Genomic DNA, 26556 nt, shown 5'->3' on the forward strand with positions numbered 1-26556 from the left:
AGATTTAAAAATATTCCCGTTTATTTCTATCATTTTATAATACTCTCGACTATTATGATTTTTATTATAATAAAACATAATACCTCTCAAAATAAATAGTTTGGCTTGCTTAATCTTCTTTCAGATTTACATCATCAAGATCTGTCTAATGCCTTATATTAACAATTATCATATCATAAACTATTTAGCAATAGAATATCTAATTAGCATACCATGCACAATCATTTGATATACTCCAAATACCTCCATTTTTCTTATAAAGCAAAATACAGTTATTCCGAGATAGAAATTTTTCTTTATATTTTTTCCTATTATTCATATTTCCAAAAACAAGAAAGGCATTGAATGTTATCTGTCCATTCAATGCCTTAAACCCTTGCTATTACCTTATTCTATAGTCTTTCTATCTTCACGATTGCCTCAACGTGCCTTGAGGTGACAATAAAGATGTCATAGGTTTATATTAATCCCTTGGTGGAATTTTAGACTTCAATATATTTTCATAATCAAACAATTTATTTTCACATGTTTTTCTCTACTAACATTTTACTAATATCATAAAGTAATGAATATTTTGTATTATTACATATATTTATAAATATTATAAACACCTTTAAAAATATATTTTTTACTAAAAAGTAAATATTATATCCCTTTTTCTTTAGCTGATGAAATCAAATGTCCAAATGGAACTAATATATTATTAGCAAAATTATAAATTTCTTCAACATTTAGAATTGGTACTGGATTATGTGTAACATAATTAAATGTATTTGAAGTTGATTTAGCATTATCTTTCCAATGATTCAATAAATTTTTCAAGGCATCCCTTCCTCTAAATTCTTTATGTAGTTCTTCAATATCTGTTTTTTTAGGGTCATTCCTTCTAATTTCAATTCTATCTATAAAGCTATCCATTACATTCTCAAAATTTTCGGCTAAATTACCTGTCAACATTAATCCAGTATATCTACACTCTTTTTTTACTAAATCTTCCAGTACTACTCTCAATGATATTGCTGATAATAATGGATAACATTTATAGTCAATATTTGCTACTTCCATTGCAATACTATGTAATTCATCCAAATAAAGATCACCTACTACAACATCCGTGTCATTAAATATTTCCCCTTTTTTCTTATGAACTTTTTTTCTTTTCGCAACTATAATACTCAACTCTTCTTTTCGTGAACGTTCTAAAGCTCTGAAATAAGAAATAACAAATTTACCAGGTTCATCTGCCTCAAAAATATGATTATTTATGTTGCAAGCCTTACTAACTGTATACAAAGTATTTTTAGGGGTAACACCATCATGAACTACTTTAGAGTCATAGATATTCCATGTTTGTCCATATTTTAGAGTTTTTTGTTTTTGTTTTAAAATTTTTTCTTCTGAGTTTTCCCCTTGGTCACCTAATATACCTTCTTCTGTGCCTTCCTCCGATCCGCCTGATGTACCTTCTTCTGAACCTTCCTCCGATCCGCCTGATGTACCTTCTTCTGAACCTTCCTCCGATCCGCCTGATATACCTTCTTCTGAACCTTCCTCTGATCCACCTGATGTACCTTCTTTTGAACCTTCCTCTGGTCCACCTGATGCAACTTCTTCTGAACCTTCCTCTGGTCCACCTGATGTATTCTCTTGCTCAGTAAAATTACTTGAGCGCATAACAACATTAATATTAATTGCTAAGTAAGTAATAAAATTTCTAATTCCAAGCATTATATTCTCAAGTGCTGTTGATTCTAAAAAGCCACCACGTTCATCAGATATCTCTATTTCTTCTGTATTTTCATCAAAGTCTACAAAATTAACATAACCTAAAACGTTTCTTAACTTAAAAGCACTTGAAACATAATTATCACTTATATTACTTAACCCTAACCAATCGAATTCTGAGTTTAAATAGTCGTACAACGCATATTTATTCACGTATAGCTTAACACCAAACCCGAATTCCTTTACTTTATCAGCCTTAGGTCCTTCTTCTATCCAGTATTCACCTTCAAAAGAAGGCCATGAATCAATAATTTGATTAATCTCTTCATCTATCTGATAATTTAATTTTTTTGCCCCTCTATTAGAATAATCAAATCTATAATGTTCTTGAATACAATCGTAAATAGTTTCATTTGATTTTGTAAGATCTAATATTAAATTTTCTCCATTAATCTTTTTTCTTTTTTTTTCTCTTTCGGGATCGACTTCTTCTTTAAATGCAACATATTGAAAATTTAATTTTCGAGTCGTCTTATCATAACTAAAATTCACTTTAATTTTATGATTAACTACATTCTTAATTTCACTAAGATTTTCGACTTCTTGTCCATCTATTAATAATTTAATTTCAGGTAAATTTGATTTGGAGTTATATAGTCCTAAAGAAACAAATTGGAATTTTTTCATCTCTTTTTCCTTTAATAAGTGATTCAATCTCTTTTTATTTAGTTTATGAATAGTTATTTTCGTCCCTGTTTCTCCAGTTGTAGATATCTCTTCAATTATAGGAATTGCATCTCTAAACCACTTTACGGAATAACTAAAATTTGAGTTCTCAGTAATTATCTCAATTTCGTCTCCTAAAAAGAATGCTGAAAACAATCCCAATCCCTTGCTTCCCGCAAAAAACTCATTGTGATCATTAGTTAAATTTCCATTCCTTTTTTTATTTGAGTAGTAAATCCTGTGTAAGTATTGAATATCATTATCGCTAAATCCTTTGCCATTATCCTTAACACTTATTTTCATTTGTTCTTTGCTTATATCTACTATTACTTCTTTAGCTCCTGCATCGGCTCCATTTTTAACTAATTCTGCTATTGAAACTAAAGGACTTTTTACACTTGCCGCCAACTTAATAATATCTTCTACTGCCGCGAATTCAGAATTTACATTTACCATACTATTGCTCCTTTCTAAAAACTAAAATTGTCTCTTGAGACATAGACTTTACAGATCCTCGTCCCTTTAAATTAGACACTCTCGAAGGCATACGCTTATTATGAATATTTCGTTTCACATCTGTTATTAAAGCAAAGCCATACTTTTCCAAGAACTCCTGAGTAATTTTATCTAATGAAATTATTTCACCATCAACTGTTCGATTTCCTAAGGTCAACATTAAAATTCCTTTCTTTTTTAATGTACCAATAATTGCAATAAGAGCTTCGAAATAATCTTGAAAAAAAGATTTAATTTTATTTTGTTTACTCTCAGAGACACAATTTAAAACCTGATTTAATGATAAAATATCCCATTCTAATATAGTGTTACTTTTTCCACCTAGACTCAAATAATCAATTTTAGAAAATGTCGTTAATATATCTGGATGTGGAATATCTAAATCCTTTTTATCTATCCACAACAAAGATAATATTGAAAACTGTCCATATGTAACGGTAGTAGCATTATCACCGTAAGGTGGAGATGTACAAATTAAATCTATACTTTCCTTTTTTATTTCAGAGCAAGCCTCTCTCACATCTTTTGTGATTAATCTATGACTAACATTATAATTATAGTTCGGAAGATCCTTAAATCTTTCATTGATTTCTAAGATGAAGTCTTCAATTACATTGTTAATAATCAATTTTATATCTTCTTCTTTTTTCACATGTAGCTTAAAAGTTGATTTTCGTGAGTTTTTATATTTATAGATAATATTAGAAAAACAAAGCCAATAATATCTTCTTGTTATATAGTCTTCTTCTTTAGATATAGCAGTTTTTATTTTACTTAGGTCTTCAATTATATCTCCTCTAAACCACTTTTTTATGTTCCTGAAATCATGTAACATATAATTTTCATTTAAACGTTGCTCTAGAATAGAGTTTTTGGTTTTAATAACTGAACGGTCTATGCCAGTAAGCTTCACATCAGTAAGTAGATTAGCTAATGGATTTATATCAATTCCTATTGTTTCTAACAACAACTTTTTACCCACGACTAAAGTTGTTCCAGAACCATGAAAAGGATCCAATATATTCTCTATTGATTTTTCTACTTTTAAAATATCGTTTAATACTTTCTCTTGCATGGGTGCAACCATCATAGCTGGATATTTAGCAACGCCGTGAATCCCATTTTGTTTAAATTCTTTGAAATCCAAACTACCTTCTCTGTAATTTAATTGTTGTTGTAATAATTCCATTTCAAACCCCCGATTTAAATTATTCCTATAATAATATCTTTTCATTTGTATATTATAATATTAACTAACAACCTTTATTTTTGCAGGTTGTATTATTTTTGTAATTGTTAATTGAAAATTAGGACACATTCTAATCGAAAACTAGACCACTAAGAATAAAAAACTAATAAGTTGTATATATCATTATTTATTTTCTTTTATCCTATAAGAACCTCCATCATATTTATTACAAAGGGTAAATTCGTAGTAATTATTGTTGATTTCCTCTCTTCCTAAAAAGAAATAAATGTAAATAATAATTCCCTCTCTTCTTTATCAAAAGAAATATATCCTAATTCATCTGCTATGATTAAACCATATTTCCTAAACCTCTTTTCATATGAAATCCTGCTTGCATAATCCAATAAATCCACTTTACATCTTCTATGCGTTTCTATTACCCAATCTGAAATTACATTATCAAGTTCTTTCATGTCGGACATAATGAGTTCCTCTGTTTGGGTTTATCCATATTCCTTTGATATTATTATTACTTAATAATTCTTCAGTTACAGCAACTACTAATTTCTTTTTGTGGACATACTCCACAACCTTTAAGTCATCCTATTATAAATAAAATAATTCTATATCTTCAATTTCTTCATATGCCTTGGACATTAAATTATATATACGTTTTTTGTTTGACCAATAATAAGAAACTATAAATTCATAAGTTGTTGGAAAATTTTCAATTATCTTTTCTTTAAAATTATCAATTATTTACTGTGGTTTAATCTGCTTATAGCTATAATCTTCCAAGTTTAAGTCCTCATTAAAACACTCCTTAACATGTTGAAAAACCTCTTCCATATTTCTCGAATGTTTCTGAAAATCAAATTTATCCGGTTTATCTTTTTTCTTTCTTTAAACAATATAATCTTCAATTGTTAATATGATAATAGATCCCTAATATTTACCTTATACAATCTAAATTAATACTCTATTCAATGATTCAAATATATCTTCTAACAACTCTAACAAGTTGATTAGATTTTCAAGCTAAAATTTTCCAGTATCTTTTTACCACTATCTCATGATGTTATTATAATTTTATAGTATATTCCATCTTTTCTCAACCTATAATTCCATTATTCATCAAATATAAAGGTTATATTTACTACTGATTTATATTAAATACCCAACGCCAAAACAATTATCTCCATCTGAGGACTCTAGCATTAATATATTCTTATTGATATCATAGCGGTAACCCACCTTATTTCCTAGTTACTACCCCTATCCCCTTAATTATAATAATCCTCCATCTGTTCCATCACCCTCCCTAATTCAAACTGCATTTATAGTCTTTCTCCTTTGTTTACCCTAATAGTTTTAATCAATCTTCTTACTAAATCTTTATCAAATTCTCTTACTTGTGGTTATACAGCCCTTAAAGTTTTATCCATTTCTATTAGTTTTCCTTCGTATCTATTAGCTTACTTTTTCTTTTGTACGAGCCTTAATTTTGCCTTTTAAAGCTGATTTATCTTTTCTGATATACTCTTTTAATCCTTTGTCCCTTACTTCAGTTAGACTCACCAGTCATCACCATTAATTTATAAATCCAGTAGATATGTTCCCACAAATAAAAAAACATTGAATGTAATCTACACATCCAATGGCTTAAACTATTGCTATTACTATATTTTATTGTCTTTCAAGCTTAACTACACACTCCACACGCCTTTAGAGTACAATAATGATGTCATGTGAATCCATCTGGACCTTGTCGGATGTTTCAAACACTATAGTATTAAAAGTTAAACGGGCTTATTATCTCGTCATTAAATGCCATTAACTTACTTCGACTTAAAAGGAAAAACTTAATTATTATCTTTAGAAAAAGTTCATTTAAAAACTGCTTATCGCAAAAAGTACCTTTAGCTTTATTAAATACTTTTGTTATTCTCTGTTATTTTGGATAACTCAAGTTCTATCATATCTTCAATAATAGCTGTATGGGTTGCTAATCGTAATATAGGTATACTATATTTTTTAAATATGCCGTCCTTCTTTTTATCTCTTTCTAGCTGTTCTGGATTATTTAAATGAAATTCAGTACCATCTACTTCAATAGCAAGAACAGGGTTAGCATTAAATTTGTTAAATATAATAAAGTCCACACTGCTTCTTGATTGTTTTATGAATTTCTTTTCGACTTCTGTACATATATCCTGATTTAAAAAGATATCTGAAAGCTTAACCTCATAAGCAAATGAGTAACAATTAAAAATTTCTTTCCTAAGTAATTCTGATATAACTGAATATATAATCTTCTCACTATCAAATCTTATATTCTTTTTAACATTGTTCATTGCCTCCTTTCTTGCCAATAACCTTTCAGAATAATCCCTATATAGTAAATCAAATACAGAAATTACTCGTCCCTCTTCAATATTCTTCTCATCATGATATTCTATGTACTTTATTAAATCACCAATGTCATTTCCATTTTTATAAAATGCATCCGTATTAGTAATTAAAATCAACTGATTTTCTGCACGTGATACAGCTACATTAACCATTTGTGGATTATTTACAAATGGCATCTTCCTTTTTGATTTTGCTGATTGATCAAGTACTGTCGAAAAAACTATGACCGACTTTTCCCTACCTTGATACTTGTGAATTGTATCCTTCTCAATTTCTTCCGAATTTATCTCTTTTGAATATTCTATTTGTAATCTATAAGGCGAAAGTAATCCAATATCATTTAGATTCTTTGAGTAGAGTTCAATTCTGTACTCACTTTCATTTTTAATTAAATAACTTAACTCTTCTAATTCTCTCTGGTTAAAGACTCCTTTCCTTCCTCTAGTGAGTTCACGCATATGGTTTCCAGCAGCAGTTTTTATAACACTTATTGCATTGTTATTCGAGCAATTGCTGTAGACGATTAAATTTCCGTCATAATATTTCATATTACAAAATCTAATTATATCAGGATGACATCTATAGTGTTCTTGAAGTAAAGTTCTTTCTATAGTATCACCGTATAAGCAATCAAGAGAATCCATTATATTTTTGGTTCTATAATCATAGGCCTCATTTTCAAAGCTCATTTCAATTTTTTCCGGTATATGTGGTAATTGTTTTTGATCTCCTACAATAACAATTTTTTTAGCACAGGATAATGGTAGCACTGCTTTAACAAGATCTAATGTGGAAGCTTCATCAATGATAACATAATCAAACATAAAGCCCTTTGATACCGAGTATGTCACTGAATATGCAGTGCTTAGAATCACTGGATAATCTTTGATAAAAGAATCAAAGTCCTTTTTATACGAATCTATCGTATGTTTTTCCTTTTTCTTGAACCTTTGACTTAAATAATGATTAAGTATTTCTTGTGATACTTGATAATGCTTATCAGCTAGTTTATCAAATCTTTGAGTCTGCAGTGTTTTTTGACATTCAGCCAACTTGTCTTCCAGCTCTTTAATCTTTAGATCATAATAAATCTGTTGGAAACGTGTAATAACCTCATAATCCTTTTCTTGAAGATACTTAAACCTATATATACCATACTTTACTAAAAGCTTAAACTTATTTTTAAGGGTCAACTTCTCACTTTCTGTTATCATGATTTGATGATCGACCAAAAAATTAATTACCTTTTCATAACCCAAAGTAATAAAACTAATATGTCTGTTATCCAAATCTTTTATATCGTGTGCATTATTATAATACTTTTTCTCTAACCTTAATGCGTTCAATTGCTCAGTAATTATTCTCTTTTGCCTATCTTTTTCCATTAATTGCTCTAATTGATTGCTAGACTTTATTAACTCACTTTTAAGTTTTTCAAGATTTTCTTCGTCAAGTTCTTTGTCATGAAAATCTGATGATTCTCGAACTTGATTTTTAAAAAAATCCTCTTGATTCTTTTTACTGCCTAATAAAGCAAAAACAAAATCATAGCCATCTTTTATAAGTTTATCTTTTATATTATCTACTGCTGCATTATTATTAGATACAATCGCAACATTCTCACCTCTAACCAGAATATTGGCAATAATATTTAGTATGGTTTGTGTTTTACCTGTTCCAGGAGGGCCTTGAATAATACTTAATTCATTTTTGAAAACTTTTCTTGTTGCATTCAGTTGGCTCTTATTAAATCTAAATGGAAAAACTAAAGGATTTTCATCAATAAACGTTTCAAAGGGAGTACCATTTAAGTACTTATGTAATAGTGAATTCTCCTCTATAGTAACATTCTCATAGTATTTACTAAGTGCTGAAAAATCATCGACAACCTTAATACTATCGGCAATTTTAGCAAATTCCATAAAAGGTCCAATAGATTTCTTTTTAATAACAACTCTATTTTTTTCTTTACTAAATGGATAGATGGTATCACTGCCTTTATACCTTATTAAATATTCATCCTCTCTAACTTCATAATCTGCTATTTCTTTTGTCTTATTAATTCCATCAATAAAAATTTCTTCTATAACCATATTAAATCTCTCTCATTTCTACTATTTATATCTTCACCACAATAAATACTTATCTCTATCATATTTCTCTTAAAAAGGATCGTTATTTAGATAATAATCTAAAATGAATTATCCTTAAGATTTAGCTAACACTTTTAGAATCAATCTTTCGATATTATAAATCTTATTATTCATAACTGTTTCTTTTTATTGTTTTATCTACAAAATAGCACGCAACATTCCACATGCTTTAAGGTGACAAAAAAGATGCCCTGGGAAGCTAATATCTCCTTGATAACAGGGCGAATCTCATAATTTATTACCTTAATCAAGTTAGAGTTTGTTTGTGCTTTACAATCAAGTAAATTGTGAACAATAAAATTTTCAAAGACGTGCAAATCCCTGAAGGCTTTATTTGTTGCAATTTTATTATACATTTTTATAAATGCTGTTGGTACAATCATGAATCATCAATGTTCTTTTAGAGCAATTGTCAATTACAAGAACGGAGTATGATGGCCAACAATTAGCTACATCCATTATTCTTATCAAGAATACTTTTTCCTTATATACCTTGCAATACTATCATAATCACCATATATGAATTTTTCATTAATACCCATAAAATCTAACTCTTGTAATACCTTTTCCTTATTCTCAATAACGATTACAACATCAGGCCACACCCTCTGTTGGGAAAGGATATGCGTATTATATGTTCTTTCATCAAAAGAAAGATATGCCTGATAGACAAATAAACCTTGCTGATTTCGTCCTCTTTCAAAGGACAATATTGGCGTATATAGAAAATTGGGAATACAGTTAAGCCACCAAACTGTTGCTTCAAAATTCAGGGTTTGTTTTAAAAATGACTGCAGTTTTAATGTGTATTCTAGTACAACCAATTCTATGGAATCATATCGATGCTTTATTTCAGTAATCAATTCTCTACTGTCTTTTACATATTCATAGTGTAACTTATTTTTATATTTTCCATTGTCATATAAGGGAAAATCAGATTCTTTAAAGGTATACGGCTGCATATCAACAAAGTAATACTGCCAATCATCAGCTAACTGCTTGAAATAATAGTAGAATTTTTCAGGATGTTGTTTGTAAAAATCATCAAATCCCTTATATAAATCCAAAATAATATCATTTTCATTTCGTATAAAAAGATCAAGGAAATTCTTGTCCTCATTGCGTGAAAGCAAGTCTGTAATGTCAATCAATTCATCTTTCAGAAGATATACAAATCCTCTTTCTTGTCCAGAACATTCATCTGAACTACGAGATGGTTGACACGCAAAAAATAATGCAACTAAAGGTGACCTTGTAAAATCAATAAGGTTCGTTGGTATTCCGTGATGTTGAGCAAAAGCCAAAAAATTATTGCGTTCATCAGGCGTAAGCCTATGGAAGATCTCTCTTCTTAACTCATTCTTCATTTTAATAAAGGGATACTCCCTATTTCTAAGTGCAGACGAAATTGTATCATTGTAATTCGCTGGTTCTCCACGAAATATGTAACTTTCAAATTCATTATTTGAAAACAAGTTTATATACTCTGCTAAATTCCTAACGACTATCTCTTTTGGAATTGGCAGACCTTTCAACTCTTTTTTTGAGAATCTCATTTCATATCCCCCATATCTTCAGCAAAAGGTTCTAACTTGAAGAGACTTTGATTTACTGCATCCATCCAATGTTCTTTATCCCTTACTTGTCCTGTTGCAGCAAGCACATAGGATACAAGTTCAGCAAGCACATTCCTCTTATAGGGCTCTATATCCAGAGTTCTTTGCATAAAATCTAAGCGGTTTATAAAAGACTCAGCTGATTTTTTATTGTTGGCACTTACAGCTTTATCAGCTAACATTTTGATTTCTTCAAATTCTTTACCTGTAAGGTGTCCTATATTTTTCATGGTTTCCTCCTTGAATTTGTAATCTTAGTTCTTCGGAACTGGAAAATTGTATAATTTATTTTCAAAATTCACAATCATCTTATAAATACTTACTCAACTCTTGCTTTCATCTATTATTGCGTAATGTTTTGCTTTTACAAACAAGGTTCCTAAGTTTAGCGGTAGTTTTTCTAAAATAGTGAACAAGGTAATTTGACCTAAAGTTTTAGAACCCATTCTATTACTAAATTGTTCTATAGTTGAATTCCGTGCAAAATATCTAAATAGTTTTTCAAAAAAGCTGTTAACAGAAGATATTGTTTTATCCTGTAACATCGCATCCAAATGAAATACAAGTATTTTAGAATAGTCAAGCCTCTTGTTGTGATAATCCAATAGTATAAGCTCACTCTCACCTGAATACTTCCACTTGAACTCCTTCTCTAAATCCTCAATAAACTTGACATACATTGAATGGCTAAATGACCACATGGTACCCTCAATAGTTACAATATGTTTTTCATCAGGATATGCATTATGCCAGTAAGCTCCATATCCAGGCAAATAGAAATTGATATTTTTACCAGAGCGGTGATGATAATATGGAAGGCTGTCAATAATGCTTCTACCAGCATCAGACTTAGGTCGTGCTAATAAAATACCTATAGTATCATTCAATATATCACTTTTTTCGATATCAGCTAAAATATCTTTATATTTAAGTGCTTGTAACATAATATCACTCCTACCGATTTGAATTTTGTATCTATTGCCAATCTAACCAACAAACTGTCTCCACATATGTTGGGACAAAAGTCTGATATTAATATGCAAAAATATAGGGTTTTTAATAAAGGCAGATCCCCTTTACACCCCTATTAAGGTGATTAATTAAAATATTTCATGCAAAATAATAAAATAAATTATCAAATATTAAAATAACCTTTAAGGAATTAACTTCCGTTCCATATTCTGTATCTGCCCCATGTAGTATCGCATGCCTACCTATAGGTGATTGCATGCTTTTACCATGCTCAAAACTACAATATAATCTTTCATTAAAGAAGTTCTTGTATGCATATCCGAAACTGTATGTTTCAGTCTCAGTAACTCTCTTTTCTAAATATCCTCTTATTTTGGTCCCCCCCATATGCCCAATATGATTTTCTGAATCTGCTATGACTCCTTCTAGTTGAGAGATGAAAATGCAAGTTGATAGAAAATAATCTCCTCTTTTATGTGCATTAATTGCTTGTTTTAATATTGGGATTCGTTTTTTAAGAGTCTTGCTTTTTTCCCAATTATTTAAGAAATAATCTATCGCTTCTATATTATGCTTTTTTGTATAGTAATCATTAATCATTACTTCTAATTCATCTTCTCCAGAAGTAGCAGATACTTCTACAATCTTTCTCGCTTCTTCAACATTCATTTCAAGATGAGGTGACCATCCCAAATTGTACATTAAGTTATAGAATCTTTCCATACGCTCAAGTAATTGTTTTTTAAGTTCATTATTACTTTCTTCAGCTTCTTTCCTAAATCTATCTAGTGTTTCATTTCTATGTCTTTCTGATTGCTCTTTGATTCTAGCAAAATATTCTTTTTTCTGTTTTTTTATAGCCCTCGTTTGAAGTTCTCTCCACTCCTCTTCGATTAATCTGTTATCATTATTTCCCTTCTCTATAAGCTTAATTAAATATTCACAATTTTGTTTTAATATGCTATCATTATAATCTATCATATAAGTAACAAAACCTCCTCAGCAAAAATTAAGTCTTTAATTTATCCCAAAGTAATACTAATATTTAAGATAATTATACCACATATCCTATATTTTCCACTTTTAAAACAATAAAAAAGCCAGTTAGGATTACAACTGTCTCTAACCTTAGTGCTATTGTTATTCAATTATGCACTTAACATCCGTTCAATCTAGAAAACTTACAACTATCCTCTCATTTCCAAACACCGTCATCTTCTTAATACATTTAAAGACAAACACATCAAATTCTTTTATCGTTACTATATATTTAATAACCTAAATAAACTCCCTAGCTTTATACCTCCTTAACTCATCCTCATCTGTATTCTTCCACTTTTTTATAAAACTGCTCTCATTTTTACCAAATCATTAAAGCTACTTGCAAATGAACTGCTTACTCAGATATTCCTATTACTCACTAGTCTAACACACAGGGGGATTGAGATGGAATCACTAGTCAAATTAGTATTTAAACTATCTATTCAATGTTGCTTCATCTGTAAAATGAGCCTTTGTAATTTTATTTCTTATGCAGTAGTAGCTAAATCATACAACGCTAAATTCCATATAAAAGATTCCAAGGATATTCTGCACCATAAGTTTTATCATCTTTACCTAAAACAAAATTCTGTAAATGGAATCCTGACTTTATCCTTATTTTTACTGCATATCTCTAAGTACTCATTAAAAATCAAAATCTTTTCACCCCTATTCCTAACTATTTCTTCATCATAACTCCCATTCCCACAAACAGTATCTCCTAAAATTTCCTTTACCCACTCTTCATTCAATGTAGGAGAATCAGCACACCTTTCTTTCCCCTTTTCAATCCTTGTCGCACATCTCCAAACTACCTTATCCCTTTCAGTTCTTCTTCTATAAGAAGCCCCACAATACCCACATATTAATAAGTTACCAAGAAGATATTTACCATTATACTTTCTAATACTGGACTCCACCGTACCATCTTCTTTATAGACTAATCTTGCTCGTCTATTCATTTCTTCCTGAACTCTATCATATACTTCATCAGAAATAATGGCTGGATGACTATCCGTTACATAGTAGCGATTCTTTTGCCCATCGTTCTTGCTTTTTCTTCCCGTCATAAAATCTTCTGTATAAGTCTTTTGCAACATGGTATCACCTTTATACTTTTCATTTTTGAGTATCTTTTGAATAACTGCTGTAGCCCATATTTCTTTTCCCGTAGCTGTTTTAATCTGTTTTTGTTCCAAATACTCTTTAATTTGCTGCAAGGTACTTCCTTCCAAATATAATTGATAGATTTTCCTTATGATATCAGATTCCTCTGGTACTATTATCAATTTATCATTTTTACATCTGTATCCCATAGGACTTTTACCAGCAAAGTTATCTCCTCTTTCAAATTTACGTTGATATCCCCACCGAATGTTTTCACTCAAATTCCGACTTTCTTCCTGAGCTAAAGCTCCATTAAATGCAATATCAATTTCTTTTTCCTCTTCAAGAGAATTTAAGTCTTCCTTTTCAAAATAGATATTGATACCTCTCGCTTTTAATCCTCGTATAATTGTTAATATGTCTAATACATTTCGAGATAATCTACTGATGGACTTAGTAATAATATAATCAATTTCCCCTTTATACGCTTTCTTCAACATTGCATCTAAACCATTACGTTCATCTTTTCTAAGCCCACTTTCATAGTCATAAAACACACCAGCAAAATCCCATTCTGGATTATTTTGAATTAACTTTGTATACTGTCTAATTTGAAGGTCGATACTGCCTTGCTGGCTTTCACGCTCTGTACTCACTCTACAATATGCCGCTACATTTAATTTACCCTTACTCTCCAAAGAATTTTTCGCAGGAATAATCATAATCTTTTTCATAAATAAATCCTCCTTATTCTAATCCTTAAATTAATCAACAAAAAAGACGTAAAAGCTCAATAGCTCTTACGCCCCTAAAATTTTACTCTTTACTCATTTTCAATTATTGATAGTTCTATATAACTATCTTCTTTTACTAACCGACGTAAATATTCTTTGCCTCCATCTAAACTACATCTGCCACAAAAACACGTTACAAAATCGTGTACAATTTTAGATTCAATAATATCACCACAGTATTTACATTGGATACTATTTTTCAATATCTTTCCCCATTTTATCTCCTTAGAATTGCTCATATTTATCTCCTTATCGATGCAACAGGACTACAACTTCTGTATGCCTTGAGGTGACAATAAAGATGTCGTAAGCACCTAGTATCCCCTTGGCGGAAGAATATATTTCTAAAGTTCTAGCAATTCTACCACATTTTTTTGATTTTTAAATTTCTCCCACAACATTACTTGCTACATTTAGACAAAGTTTATCTTGATAATTTGATACTTACTTTTTACCAATATATTAAATACTTTTCATATCAAAATTGTAAGCAACAAAACCCTCAAATGCTTATTTATTTAAAGACTTTGTTTTTTACAATTTAAAGTATTATCTTATCGAGTGATATGTACTGTCATTGCATGATCTCTTATAGGGTAGAGTATGCCATTACTACATATTTTATAAATTGAGATCATGCTATAAATATAATGGAAAGTTACAGACCATCATTTGAAGTGGTGATCTGTAACCCAATCCTACTCAAATAATTGTATAATATCACTCCATTCATGATTGTTATTACTTGGATTGATATTATGAACATGCACAATAGGCAAATTAATTTTACCTTTTCCGCTCAATATTAGTTTATGAACCTCAATGTTTGAGATAAGTAACGCTTCTATTTTAAATAGCTCGTTTCTGTTTAAATATAAATAAAAGTGTTGTATTATATCGTATGAAATATGTGCCCATTGTGAATTCATACTTTCCACTTTTTGTGAATTAATAACATCATTTAAAAATTCAAACATGTCATCGTCACATAAAAATTCATACAATCGTGAAAAAACATAATCATAACCACTATTTCTTAATGTATAACCAAATTTTTGTTCAGAAATAAGTTTGCAAAATTGTTTGAGATAATTGTTAAATTTAATGGGTCTTTCAGATTCAATTCTATCTAAAAACTCAAGACAATCACTATCTCGTAGTATTCTTTTACTCGAATTAATTTCAAGTTTAGTTAGTAACTCATCAAATGTACAAGACGTAATATTTTTTATGCTACCACTTAATCCACTTGTAGGGTAATAATACTTTTCATTTATCTCTTCAATTTTATATAACTTTTGTATGTCATAATTATTCTCGGTGCAATACGATTTAATAGCTTGCTTAGTTTCCGCCAACCACTTCATGTTATAAGCACTATATTCTTGTGTTATATTGAAGTATTTATAAAAAAATACCCATGTCTCCAAGACATCTTTTAATTTAATTGTGTTTGCGTATAGCAAATCATTAAAAACACGGCGAACAATATGAATTTTATCATCATTATTGCCTTTTACTGCTTTTATCAACTGATATAGCATATCAACTGATTCATTATAGGCACAAAGTGCAAATATTTCATAAAATCTTAATAGATAATTACTGTCTGAAACAGGTTCTGTCAATAGATTAATATGGATTACATCATCTAAATATTTTTTCCATAAGTCGGGTTTAATATTTATAATAGCTTCAAGGCATATTATCAAATCATATAGAACATCTTCTTTATGCTCAGTATAACCATTTGCAAAGCATCTTTTATAGTCATCCAATTGTATCATAAATTCATTAGGCATCTTTATCTGTTCTGCACAACTCTTAATAGCTTGAAATTCAGAAGTCCTATCAGTTAAAGACCATTTCCAAATCACTCCTTCTTTACCTGCAATTTTATACATATAATTGGTTGTTTGTATATTTTCACCGAGAGTATATAAAAAAGGTAAAATGATTGGAGAAGCAAAACAATTCCATTTTGATTCACTTTCTAGTAGTGACAATGTGCTTTTGAACTTAGTAATTAAATATTTTCTAAATTCAATTATTTCAAAGCTTAGTTTTATTAACTTGTTAAAAATATCGGATACATATTCATAAAAATATAAGTGTGATGAATAGTTGATAATAGATTGCTTCAAATGCGTTTCAACAATTATTTTGCAATCTTCAAAATCTAATGGGTTAGCAAATATATTTCCGACTAGATGATTTGCACATAGCATTAATTCAAACCTTTCTCGTTCACTATTATCTATGAAATTATAATAATCATCTGCAATATATTTAAAATCTTCTTTTATGCCAATATACCCTAAGCAAAATGCTAAATTCATAAATGATAGCATTTTATATTCGCTGGTTTCGAATTTACTAAATTTAAAATCATCTAGAAATTTCGTTCCTAGATTACGAATATCATCAAGTATGACATTAAAATTTTCTTTAATATTTCTATTTTGAATTTGCCAAGAGACCAGTTGTAAAACAACAGGCTTCGACGGTTTTAAAGAGCATATTAGGTCAATATTTTCCATAATGCTGTCCCATTTATCATCATTATAGGTATTTTCTAAAAATGTAAACAATTCTCTTCCTGTTGCAAAGAAAGGTAATAGTGAAAATGTTTTAGTGAAATTCTTATAATTATTTTTTTGGGTTGCATCAAACCAACCATTGAAAAAATTGCTCATAAATATCTGTACAACACTTGGTTTTATTGTGTTAATACAGTTGATATTATGTGAAAATATGTTCTTTTCACAAATTCTGCATACTTTACCTAAACTTTTTATTAGCTCTTGATAATAAGGGTATATTTCAATTTTACCATTTATTTCTTTGCTGAATATTTTTACGATTTCACAAATATCTCGGTTAGAGAAATGTTTCTCAAGAATAGAAATGCTTCTTTCATTTTTTCCATTTTCACTAAGCAACAAGGCATCATTTATTATATTTTCCATTTCTTTAAAAGTATAATTTTTCTGTTTTGGTACAGCTTCGCCTGGCAAAAAGTAAAAATCATTAATAACTTCATCGTAAACGTACCCAGCATATTCTGTAGACTTATTAAATTGTTCAAAAATTTTCAAGGAAGAAGCAATGTTTACCAATAAGTCATCTCTTTTATAAGCTATTGCTATTGATAACGCAAACTGTATTTCTTCTCTGATACAATCAATTTTCTGTCCTATTGTAAATCCTTCAGCAACATATTCCGCATTTAATTTTTCTGCAAATAAAATCTGCTGAGAGCTTTCTTTTAGCAAATCATAATTCAAATTGTGACGTTCATATACACACTCATCATTGTCATAAAAGTATTTAGCTATCTTTATTTTTATTTCATCCAATTTTTCATCTGAATAAATAGTGTGTGTATAGCCTTTAAAAAACACCCTAACATCGCTTATTTCACATGAAATCTTTTCATTTTCTACGTTAACTAACGGTTGTAATTTTTTAAAAATATCTATCCATGCGTGATATGGTAATTTTAAATTTTTGTTAATTTCAAAAAACAAATCAGCACTTAATGGTCTCTCTATGATTGAAAGGATTGTTGCTATTGACAATTCAATTTCGGAAATATGTTCTTTAGTTGTTATATATGAAGTAATTTCAGTTTTACAGTACTCCCATATCGCCTCATAATACTTATCAACGCCAAATTTCAATTTTCTGCTCTCAATTATTGCGCTAAACGTTTCAATATCTTGACACTTCTCAGCTTCCTTAGCGGCAAATATGGCACTTAAAGCATTTCCTTTGCTTACTTCAAATATTATGTCTTTAACAATATTAATATCAAGTACAGCAGGTAATGAAGCCAATAACAATGCTACATCATCTTTTTCAAGAGCTGGCATATCACAAGTTTTAACATATTTATCATCAACTATCCATGATGGATATTTATGTTTATATGCTTCATATGGTTGTCCTACAATTAGTAGACATACATTATCAGGTATATTATCAGGGTAACAAAATCTATTTAAAAATGTTTCTTCTTCACCACTTCTTGCTGCATGATCTATACCATCAATAGCAACAATAATTTTCCTATTCAGCTTTTTACCCAACTCCCCCAATATTCTCAATGTTTCGGACTGTAAATCAGCGTCATCTATCCAATCGATAAAAGGGGTTATTGGAATGTTGTAAAGGTCAATATCATTTTTATAAATATATTCAACAATTTGTATATATAAGTCACCCCACAACCCCCTGTAAGAAGAAATACCTTTGTCACTACCCATATTGGAGCCATCAGCCATTATTGGTTTAAAAGCATGAAATCTAAAATCAATTGCTTTTTCAATAGAATATAAATAACTTACCAATGTTGTCTTACCACTTTGTGGACTTCCTGATAAAAAGACAATTTTTTTGTCAGTTTCATATAAAACATCTTTTAATTTTGAAGCGAATAATTTTCTACTCTCAAAACCATTTGCAATTACAGGCAAATTATGTTTACCTACGCAACGATTTGGTAAGGTTTCAAACATAGCTTGTATAACCATATCATTAGTAACTTCTTGTGATTTTCTTTTTAGTTTTCCTTCTTTAGTTACCCAATCAGATAATTTTGACTTCAACTTATCCAAAATGTCATTAGCTCTTCTTCTATCAACAGAATACATCTTCTCTATTTTATCAATAATAATTTCATTATTATCAAATAAATCTGGCTGTGCTAATTGTATATCAAAATTTTCAAGGAATTTTAATCGTAAATCTTCCTTGGTTGTATTGAGGTGTTCTATTTTTTCTAAAAACTTACCCCATACAGTATCCCATTCAGGTTCCTTCATGACAATTTCATCTATTGATTTTGCATCTTTGATTGTAGATTTTATGTAATCCCAAAATGTACTTAACTTTGGACGCAAATATATACCCTTATCTTTATTGCCATTATAATCACCAGAGCTTTTGCGATTAGTATATAAAATGAATTGCAAGTCGTTTGAGTCATTATAAAGGTTATGCCATTCTAATGAAAAATCCTCTAAGTATTTGTTAATTAATGTTTCTAATCCAAGACTGGAATTATCAGTAGTATGCTTTACTTGAAACCTTTTCTCTGTTTTATTTTTGTATCGTATAACTACATCATCTAATTTTTGTGAATCATCTGCTTGAAAAATAACAGCTCTCACAATAGAATTGGGATCAATTAAGTCTACAAGGAAATCAATTCCTATATACCATTCGTACCATGTACTTGTTTGATCACCTGCAGTGGGGTTTGTCATTTCTTTTTTCATAAATAAGCCTCCAAAATCCGCTTTTAGATATTTCTATATCATAATCGTTCTTTTTTAACATTATTTTCTCACTAGAATAATGTTTATACCAGGCCCTCAGCCTTATAGACACGAACTTTCCATTATTGTTAATACCTGCAATACAAGTTCCTATTTATCTGATTGTCTATAAATAATTCATATGCCACATAATTTTACTACTATACATCATCTTCTGAAGTTCATGCCATTCACCTACTACTTGAATATAGCTGATAGAAGGTAGCATCAAATCTAGTATAATTGTATATCCTTAAAGGAACTTTTACAAGACAATATTAGTCAATATCATATTCTGTTGCTACAGCTCTCACATCTTTAATATATATCTGAGTGATAATCTGCCAACACTAAAACCCTCAGTCTATCTGAGGATTTTAGTCTTAATATATTCTCATTGCTTTAAGAGCAGTAACTTGCTTTCTATCCTTGTTACTGCTCCCGCTATTCTTATTCATAATAATCTGCCGTCTGCTCCATGACTATGCCTGATTCAAACTGTATCTCTAGCCTTTCTCCTTTTTTAACTTTAATGGTCTTGATTAATCTTCTGACTAACTCCTCATCAAACTCTCTTACTTGTGGTCTTACAGTCTTTAAAGTGCTGTCCATTTCAGCTAGTCGCTGTTCATAGCTCTCTGTCTTTTTCTTCTCCTGTACAATCCTTATTTTCGCCTTTTTTAGCTCATTTATCTGCTGCGATATCCTTTTGTATTCATCGTCAAAATCTTCTGCTACAGCTCCTTGTTTTGCGTTCTCTTCGATTAAACTTAACATCTCTTTTTGTTGTTGTTCTATTTTCTCATCATATTCTGTAGGGATATTCCTTGTAGAGTATCCACCGATGACTCTGATTACATTCTCCCTGAATGCCCCTATAAACTCTCCATTGTTTTCTACTACACTGTTTATGGCTGTCATTATGGCATTATGCAATGGCTCTTCCTTAAGTGTCGGTGAGTGCTTGCAATTTGCTTTTGTTCCATTCTTTAACCTATTTTCACATCTCCATACTGTAGTCTTTTGCCCATACTTCGACCAGACTTGTCTTCTATAGGGATGTCCACACTCGGCACATACTAGGATTTCTGTCAGTGCATATTTGGAGCTGAATTTACTTTTTTCCTTCTTTGCCTTATTGGCTTTTCTTGTAACTGCTGATTTATTAAGGCTGGCTCTTCTTGCCTTTTCTTCCTGTACTTTATAGAATAATTCCTTTGGTATAATTGCCTCATGATTATCTTCAATATAGTATTGGGGTACGATTCCGTTATTTTTTACTCGCTTCTTAGTTAAAAAATCTACTGTATAGGTTTTTTGCAGCAGGGCATCTCCCATATATTTTTCATTGACTAGCATTTTTTCTATTACTCCAGGATGCCATGTGTCTTTCCCTGTGGCAGTTTTAATTTCATCTGCCTCTAGGGCTCTAGTAATCTCTAGTATACTGCTACCTTCTAAGTACATTCTATAAATTCGTTTTACTATCTCTGCTTCTTCAGGTACTATGGCCAGTTCTCCATCTTCATCTTTTGTATATCCCATGAATTTTTTATGATTGATTGAAATAATTCCATTTTCAAATCTTCTTGTTATTCCCCATTTTGTATTTTCACTTAAGTTTCTACTTTCCTCTTGTGCTTGACTGCTTAGGATTGTAATTAATAATTCCCCTGTACCATCTAAGGTATTGATATTTTCCTTCTCAAAATATACGGCTATATTTTTTTCTTTAAGCTTTCTTATGGTTTGAAGTGAATCTACAGTATTTCTTGCGAATCTGCTGACGGATTTTGTTATGACCATATCTATTTTTCCTGCCATACAATCTTCTATCATGGCATTAAAATCATCTCTCTTTTTTGTATTGGTTGCTGATTTACCGTCATCTGCATAAATCCCTGCATTTTTCCAGTTTGGATTGTTTTTTATCTTCTCTGTATAGTAAGTTACCTGGGCCTCATAACTTCCTTCCTGCTGTTCTAAGGTAGTACTAACTCTACAATAAGCTGCTACTCTTAGAACTTTTAACTCTGCCCTTATGTTTCTATCATAAATAGGTTGTGCTGGTATAAAAGATACTTTCTTTTTTGGCATTACCATTTTTATTCATCCTTTCTTATGTCCTCATAATCTTCCTCCACCATCATTCCATTTATATATTTCACTTGGATTTTTCCATCTTTATAAATAGTTATCTCTTTTACTACATTTTGAAATAGTTCTTCATCAAATTCTGTAAGTGGTTTTCTATCAAGGAATTCTTCTTTTATTTTCTTAGTATTGTGATCATAATCATCTATTTTAGATATATGGTAGTAGGCTTTTGCCCTTTTAAATATTAGCTCCGCTAGTTCCCTTGATGAAAATTGTTTTTCATCCTCTAGCTCTTTGATTCGTTCTTCTAAATTTCTAATTTCCATAGTCATCTTCGGTGGTTCTTTTTTCTTTTCTTTATCTAACATCCACATTCTTGATAGGATTTTATTTGTTGCTGATATAAAAATATTTTCTATATCTTTCTCAGTTAAAAATAAGTTTCTGCAATGGACCCTGTTTTGGTAGATGTATCTTTTACATTTCCAGTTGCTCTTTTCTGATGGTCTTCCTGCATGCTCAATATATTTACGGTAGATTGCACCACATTCTCCACATTTTAATTTGCTAGTAAATATGCTTTGATTTTTCCTAGTATTAATTTGAGGTGTTCTGCCTAATTTTTTATTTTTTGATTTTCTCTGTTGCTGTACTAATTTGAAGGTTTTATTATCTATAATTTGAGGATACATGGTATCTCCTAAGTACTTTGTGTTTTCTAGTATCTTTCCTACAGAGCCATGATTCCAATTAGGCTTGTTATTTGCATTAAGAAATCCTGCAGCTGTCAGTTCTTTTGCTATGGCAATCATAGATGTCCCGTTTAAATAATCCTTGAATATTTTTTGTACAACTGCTACTTTTTCAGCATTAAATACTACTTTTCCATCTACTAGTTTATAGCCTATTGGCATATGTCTTTGCATTATCCACTCACCTGCTTTCTTATGTATTCCGTAAGTTCTAACTCATTAATAAGTCTGAAAGTGATCTCATAATCTTTTCCTATAATGATTTTTTCTACTGTATTAATAAATAGGTTTTCATCGTACTCTTCCATAATTTCTGGATTATATTTCATAAAGTCTAGTAATCTTAAAGTTCCTTCTATCTCCTTTTCAAATCCATTGCTATCTAGTAGTTGGTTTCTCCTTTTCTTTGTAGCTTCAATTTCTACTGTGAGAGCATTTTGTCTTTCTATAAAAATAGCAGAGTCAATATACCCTTTCGATACTACTCTACTTAGGATATGGCTCTGCTCTGTTAATTCCATTATTTTATTGTTTAAATCTTTTATTTCTTCTTCCTGCTCTTCATTGATCCTTAAACTTTTTAAGGATTCAAGAAGGGGTATTAAAATATTTTTGTAGTTACTTACTAGTTTGTTCCACATGGTAAGGAAGGCTTCTTTTATAATATCTTCCCTTACAGCTTTCATACTGCATTTATTAATATCCCTTATATGCTGAATGCAGCACCACTGGATTTTCTCATATGGCTTTCCTATATAAATCTTTTGTCTACGGAAGGTACTTCCACATTCACCACAGATAATTATACTACTGAATTCATATCTATTCTGGTATTTCCCACTATCATCGATGCCCATTTGCTTTCTCCGGTATTCATAAATTTCTCGAACCATCTGTCCTTCTTCCCTTGTAATAATAGGTTCATGATTGTTTTCAATAAAATACTGAGGCATTTCCCCTTTATTAACTTTTCTTTCAAATGGAAGTACCTCAGTTGTATATGTCTTTTGTAATAATAAATCTCCTTCATATATGGGATTTTGTAAGATTACTTTTACTACACTTTCTTGCCATTCTTCGGCTGTTCTTTTAGTTGGTATGTTATCTTCATTTAGTCCTCTGGCTATTACATAAGAACCTTTACCATTCAGATACTCAGTAAAAATTCTTCGGACAATCTTAGCTTCTTCTTTATTGACGATTAATTCTCCATTTTCATCCTTATTATATCCATAGGCTGGGATACTTAATTTAAATGTTCCATCTTCAAATTTTTTTCTGATTCCCCATTTATTATTGGTAGATATGGTTTCTGATTCTCCTTGTGCTAGGGAACTTAATATGGTTAGTAAAATCTCACTTTTTTCTGATAAGGTGTTGATATTTTCTTTCTCAAAATATACGCCTATTCCAAGTGCTTTTAATTTTCTTATGGCCTTGATGCTGTCTACAGTATTTCTAGCAAATCTTGTGACTGATTTAGTAATGATCATATCAATCTTTCCATTCACGCAGTCTTTTATCATTTGTGAAAACTCATCTCTTTTTTTAATCTGAGTACCACTTCTGGCTTCATCTGCATAAATTCCTGCATATTCCCAGTCATCTCTTTTTCCTATATAGTTCTTATAATACTCTACTTGATAGTAAAAGGATTCTTTTTGTTCTATTGAATCTGTACTGACTCTTGCATAGGCACAAACCCTTTTTTTAGGCTGTAATTCTAGTATTACTTTTTGGTGTATAGGCTCTATTTTCCTTATCTTCTTCACTTTATTTATCATGGTTCTCCCTCCCTTCTTTAAATATTTACTTCCTGTTAGCAACATACACTACCACAAGGTTTCTTCAATAGCTAGTGTTATTACACATATACTTCAGAGAGTTCTGGAGAAAAGGTCTGACGGTTCAATTCATCTATTTTCTCAAATTCTTCATCTGTAATCATTCCCCTATTTAGTAATATATTTAATAATTTTAATGCCATTTTATATTCTACTTCCTTAGATAATTGTTCCTTTGTCATTATTCTTCCTCCATTCTATATATCTTTTTATGTAATTTCTTTTGTATGTTTCTATCTTTACTATCATAAATATCTTTTTTCTCATCTTCTTAATATCACAAAAATAGGGACCGCCTTATTTGGTAAAAACATATATAATATCTTGCCTTAAATAGGCGATCCCCATTGCTTCTAATATTAAAATCATAAAATACTTAAAAGTATGTGTTGTACTTAGACACTACTATCCCCAACACATAAAGCCTTATAAAAGTAAAAGGCTTATAGGGCGATTTCATAAACTGAAGCTGGTTTCACTTTATCATAGGAATTTCACCTCCACCGGGATCTCCGCTGGCTGCCCCCATTGCGATGTCTGTGGCTGGGCAGAAGTATCATTATAGGCTGATAAGGTTGTGGCGAACAATCTACCATAGATCGTTTTTAGGAACAGATGGGTACCGCTCTTTACCTTAGAAGGCCGACTTTTATATAAAAATAAATCTTTTTATACAGGTAGTCATGGCGCATCTTCCTTTGTCGCTTTTCCATCTCTGGCTTATCAGCTAATGTATTTATAAAATCGGATATTTAATTTTCAAAGTACAACCTGTAAAATAAAAAACAGGGAAGAGAAAAATATCCCTTCACCTGTTTCCACATTTGAAGCCTGTTTTTGAAGTCTAAATTTAAAACTTTTTTATTTTTTCTTCTAATTTCTTTTTTGCAATGTCTATACTATACTTAATTGCACGAATAGAGCAGTTTTCCATTTTTGCAATTTCTTTTAATGTAAGGCCGCAGTCATAATATAAAAGTAATCTTTTCCTTTGAACACCAGATAATTCTCCAATAGCTTTCCAGAATAACTTTTTCATTTCTTTTTCTAATATAATTTCTTCTATACATTTTGGTTTTTCAAAGGCTCTTCTAATTAGTGTTTCATCTGTAAGCTCTGAATGTTCTATATTCCTTTCATCTGATCGTGTAAGATTTCTATCTCTTTTATTTAATTCAAATAAAGCAAAATATATATCTTCATTAATTTCTAATCTTTGAAACTCTCCATATCCATCTGTAAATGAAACAAAGTATCTGTCCTTATTTTTTCCTCTAATTATTTCTAAACTATAATCATTCATAAAATTTGCCATTTTCCATTCCTCCAATTTTTCTTTTTCTGTTTTTTTAGAAAAATCAGAGTCATGGATATTTGGCTATATAAGTTTCCCAGCGTTTCATACTGCCCTCCTAATTTTAGGCAATAAAAAAGCCGAGAATAACAAAATGTTATTCTCGGCTCTTTATCTGCCGTATTATTTAGAAGAGGGCATAAATATAGCCCTGGCACTTTTTCAAATGCCAAGGCTTATTATTTTTCTTTATTTAATCTATGCCATACTCCTCCATAATACATAGTATAGAACACTGCTTGTCCAATGTCAGTACGCAATGAGTGTGTATTTAGTATGCAATTAGTCTGCTAGTAAAAATATGAATTTGAAGGTACTGTATATTCGTTATTTTCTATTAATAATTCCTGATATCTTGGAAGAGCATATCCCCATAATGCTATTCCAAAGAGTTTTATTGCTTCTTTTTTCTTTATATAAAAGTTTGATCTCTCCATGCAAAGCGCTTCTAACATTTCCCCCTCTGTCATTGTATATGCTGTAATATAGCATTTTGATAGTATTTCATGATATAACTTCCCATTATGGTGATAATCATAAATCTTTATCATGGCTGTATCTATTAAATCTATCATCCATTTCGTTTCAAAGATACCAGATACTTTCTCCATAAAATCTTCTTTTCTTTCTGTAGGTGCAAAATCATTTAAATAAGTAAGTGCAAGAGATAAATCATTGCTATAATAAGCAGTACATACTTCCTTTACATAATTTACTTCTTTAATTGATGTCCATACTACATCTCGGTAAATTACAAGTAATAATTTTGCCTTTCTAAAAACCTGTTCTTCGTCAAGCTGCATCCCCTGATACATTCTTGAAATACTTTTCATCATCTTAGTTTTTCTCATAATTCTCTATCCCCCTTATTCTATCATTACAACTTTTATATTATGGTAATATTTACGTTGACATTATGTGCAATTTAAAGTATTAT

At 30.3% G+C, this 26556-nt stretch carries 17 protein-coding genes; all 17 read right to left on the minus strand.

Translation table 11 applies throughout. From position 1 onward, the window contains the following. Positions 1–645: 645 nt before the first annotated feature. The 17 genes from BUB33_RS10575 to BUB33_RS10655 all read right to left on the minus strand — a co-directional run bounded on the left by BUB33_RS10575 (position 646) and on the right by BUB33_RS10655 (position 26470). The gene (locus BUB33_RS10575; protein ID WP_072976238.1) at positions 646–2907 is read right to left on the minus strand and encodes an ATP-binding protein; all 2262 of its coding nucleotides are present in this window, start codon (positions 2905–2907) and stop codon (positions 646–648) included. Position 2908: 1 nt separating this feature from the next. After that, positions 2909–4156 (minus strand): DNA methyltransferase, encoded by a 1248-nt coding sequence (locus BUB33_RS10580; RefSeq protein WP_072976239.1) that lies wholly within the window; start codon positions 4154–4156, stop codon positions 2909–2911. 272 nt (positions 4157–4428) lie between these two features. Next, on the minus strand, positions 4429–4638 hold the full coding sequence (locus BUB33_RS16850) for a hypothetical protein (protein WP_072976240.1): 210 nt from the start codon (positions 4636–4638) through the stop codon (positions 4429–4431). Between the two features lie 1446 nt (positions 4639–6084). After that, on the minus strand, positions 6085–8661 hold the full coding sequence (locus BUB33_RS10590) for an AAA domain-containing protein (RefSeq protein ID WP_072976241.1): 2577 nt from the start codon (positions 8659–8661) through the stop codon (positions 6085–6087). 527 nt (positions 8662–9188) lie between these two features. Next, entirely contained in the window at positions 9189–10277 is a 1089-nt protein-coding gene (locus BUB33_RS10595; RefSeq protein WP_072976242.1) for an FRG domain-containing protein, read from the minus strand. Next, positions 10274–10567: a hypothetical protein gene (locus tag BUB33_RS10600; protein ID WP_072976243.1), complete on the minus strand. Its 294-nt coding sequence runs from the start codon at positions 10565–10567 to the stop codon at positions 10274–10276. Before BUB33_RS10600 ends, BUB33_RS10595 begins: the two co-directional genes overlap by 4 nt. Positions 10568–10660: 93 nt before the next feature. Next, on the minus strand, positions 10661–11281 hold the full coding sequence (locus BUB33_RS10605) for a hypothetical protein (RefSeq protein ID WP_072976244.1): 621 nt from the start codon (positions 11279–11281) through the stop codon (positions 10661–10663). A 166-nt stretch (positions 11282–11447) separates the two neighbouring features. Further along, on the minus strand, positions 11448–12290 hold the full coding sequence (locus BUB33_RS10610; RefSeq protein WP_072976245.1) for a hypothetical protein: 843 nt from the start codon (positions 12288–12290) through the stop codon (positions 11448–11450). 632 nt (positions 12291–12922) lie between these two features. Then, a complete protein-coding gene (locus tag BUB33_RS10615; RefSeq protein WP_072976246.1) occupies positions 12923–14191 on the minus strand; it encodes a recombinase family protein in 1269 nt (422 codons plus the stop codon). A gap of 89 nt (positions 14192–14280) precedes the next feature. After that, a complete protein-coding gene (locus tag BUB33_RS10620; protein WP_172463213.1) occupies positions 14281–14490 on the minus strand; it encodes a DUF7695 domain-containing protein in 210 nt (69 codons plus the stop codon). A 459-nt stretch (positions 14491–14949) separates the two neighbouring features. Further along, positions 14950–19533: a hypothetical protein gene (locus BUB33_RS10625; protein WP_072976247.1), complete on the minus strand. Its 4584-nt coding sequence runs from the start codon at positions 19531–19533 to the stop codon at positions 14950–14952. A 489-nt stretch (positions 19534–20022) separates the two neighbouring features. After that, positions 20023–21675, minus strand: coding sequence for a recombinase family protein (locus BUB33_RS10630; RefSeq protein ID WP_072976248.1), 1653 nt, complete (start codon positions 21673–21675; stop codon positions 20023–20025). Positions 21676–21677: 2 nt separating this feature from the next. Then, positions 21678–22595, minus strand: a complete 918-nt coding sequence (locus BUB33_RS10635) for a recombinase family protein (protein ID WP_200778191.1) — start codon at positions 22593–22595, stop codon at positions 21678–21680. Further along, positions 22595–24205: a recombinase family protein gene (locus BUB33_RS10640; RefSeq protein WP_072976250.1), complete on the minus strand. Its 1611-nt coding sequence runs from the start codon at positions 24203–24205 to the stop codon at positions 22595–22597. Before BUB33_RS10640 ends, BUB33_RS10635 begins: the two co-directional genes overlap by 1 nt. Before the next feature lie 80 nt (positions 24206–24285). After that, a complete protein-coding gene (locus BUB33_RS16385) occupies positions 24286–24447 on the minus strand; it encodes an SHOCT domain-containing protein (RefSeq protein ID WP_172463214.1) in 162 nt (53 codons plus the stop codon). Between the two features lie 668 nt (positions 24448–25115). Further along, positions 25116–25580, minus strand: coding sequence for an RNA polymerase sigma factor (locus BUB33_RS10645; RefSeq protein ID WP_072976251.1), 465 nt, complete (start codon positions 25578–25580; stop codon positions 25116–25118). Positions 25581–25909: 329 nt separating this feature from the next. Beyond that, a complete protein-coding gene (locus BUB33_RS10655) occupies positions 25910–26470 on the minus strand; it encodes a hypothetical protein (protein ID WP_072976253.1) in 561 nt (186 codons plus the stop codon). Positions 26471–26556 lie beyond the last annotated feature (86 nt).

The sequence above is a fragment of the Tissierella praeacuta DSM 18095 genome, assembly GCF_900128955.1.
In the GTDB taxonomy this organism is placed as follows: Bacteria; Bacillota; Clostridia; order Tissierellales; family Tissierellaceae; genus Tissierella; species Tissierella praeacuta.

Bases quoted from the DNA above. Each gene is read 5' to 3' on its own strand.
- BUB33_RS10625 (WP_072976247.1), bottom strand. From the start codon at position 19,533: ATGAAAAAAGAAATGACAAACCCCACTGCAGGTGATCAAACAAGTACA.
- BUB33_RS10655 (WP_072976253.1), bottom strand. From the start codon at position 26,470: ATGAGAAAAACTAAGATGATGAAAAGTATTTCAAGAATGTATCAGGGG.
- BUB33_RS10595 (WP_072976242.1), bottom strand. From the start codon at position 10,277: ATGAGATTCTCAAAAAAAGAGTTGAAAGGTCTGCCAATTCCAAAAGAG.
- BUB33_RS10645 (WP_072976251.1), bottom strand. From the start codon at position 25,580: ATGGCAAATTTTATGAATGATTATAGTTTAGAAATAATTAGAGGAAAA.
- BUB33_RS10590 (WP_072976241.1), bottom strand. From the start codon at position 8,661: ATGGTTATAGAAGAAATTTTTATTGATGGAATTAATAAGACAAAAGAA.
- BUB33_RS10610 (WP_072976245.1), bottom strand. From the start codon at position 12,290: ATGATAGATTATAATGATAGCATATTAAAACAAAATTGTGAATATTTA.
- BUB33_RS10620 (WP_172463213.1), bottom strand. From the start codon at position 14,490: ATGAGCAATTCTAAGGAGATAAAATGGGGAAAGATATTGAAAAATAGT.
- BUB33_RS10575 (WP_072976238.1), bottom strand. From the start codon at position 2,907: ATGGTAAATGTAAATTCTGAATTCGCGGCAGTAGAAGATATTATTAAG.
- BUB33_RS10615 (WP_072976246.1), bottom strand. From the start codon at position 14,191: ATGAAAAAGATTATGATTATTCCTGCGAAAAATTCTTTGGAGAGTAAG.
- BUB33_RS16850 (WP_072976240.1), bottom strand. From the start codon at position 4,638: ATGTCCGACATGAAAGAACTTGATAATGTAATTTCAGATTGGGTAATA.
- BUB33_RS10580 (WP_072976239.1), bottom strand. From the start codon at position 4,156: ATGGAATTATTACAACAACAATTAAATTACAGAGAAGGTAGTTTGGAT.
- BUB33_RS10640 (WP_072976250.1), bottom strand. From the start codon at position 24,205: ATGATAAATAAAGTGAAGAAGATAAGGAAAATAGAGCCTATACACCAA.
- BUB33_RS10635 (WP_200778191.1), bottom strand. From the start codon at position 22,595: ATGCAAAGACATATGCCAATAGGCTATAAACTAGTAGATGGAAAAGTA.
- BUB33_RS10605 (WP_072976244.1), bottom strand. From the start codon at position 11,281: ATGTTACAAGCACTTAAATATAAAGATATTTTAGCTGATATCGAAAAA.
- BUB33_RS10630 (WP_072976248.1), bottom strand. From the start codon at position 21,675: ATGGTAATGCCAAAAAAGAAAGTATCTTTTATACCAGCACAACCTATT.
- BUB33_RS10600 (WP_072976243.1), bottom strand. From the start codon at position 10,567: ATGAAAAATATAGGACACCTTACAGGTAAAGAATTTGAAGAAATCAAA.
- BUB33_RS16385 (WP_172463214.1), bottom strand. From the start codon at position 24,447: ATGACAAAGGAACAATTATCTAAGGAAGTAGAATATAAAATGGCATTA.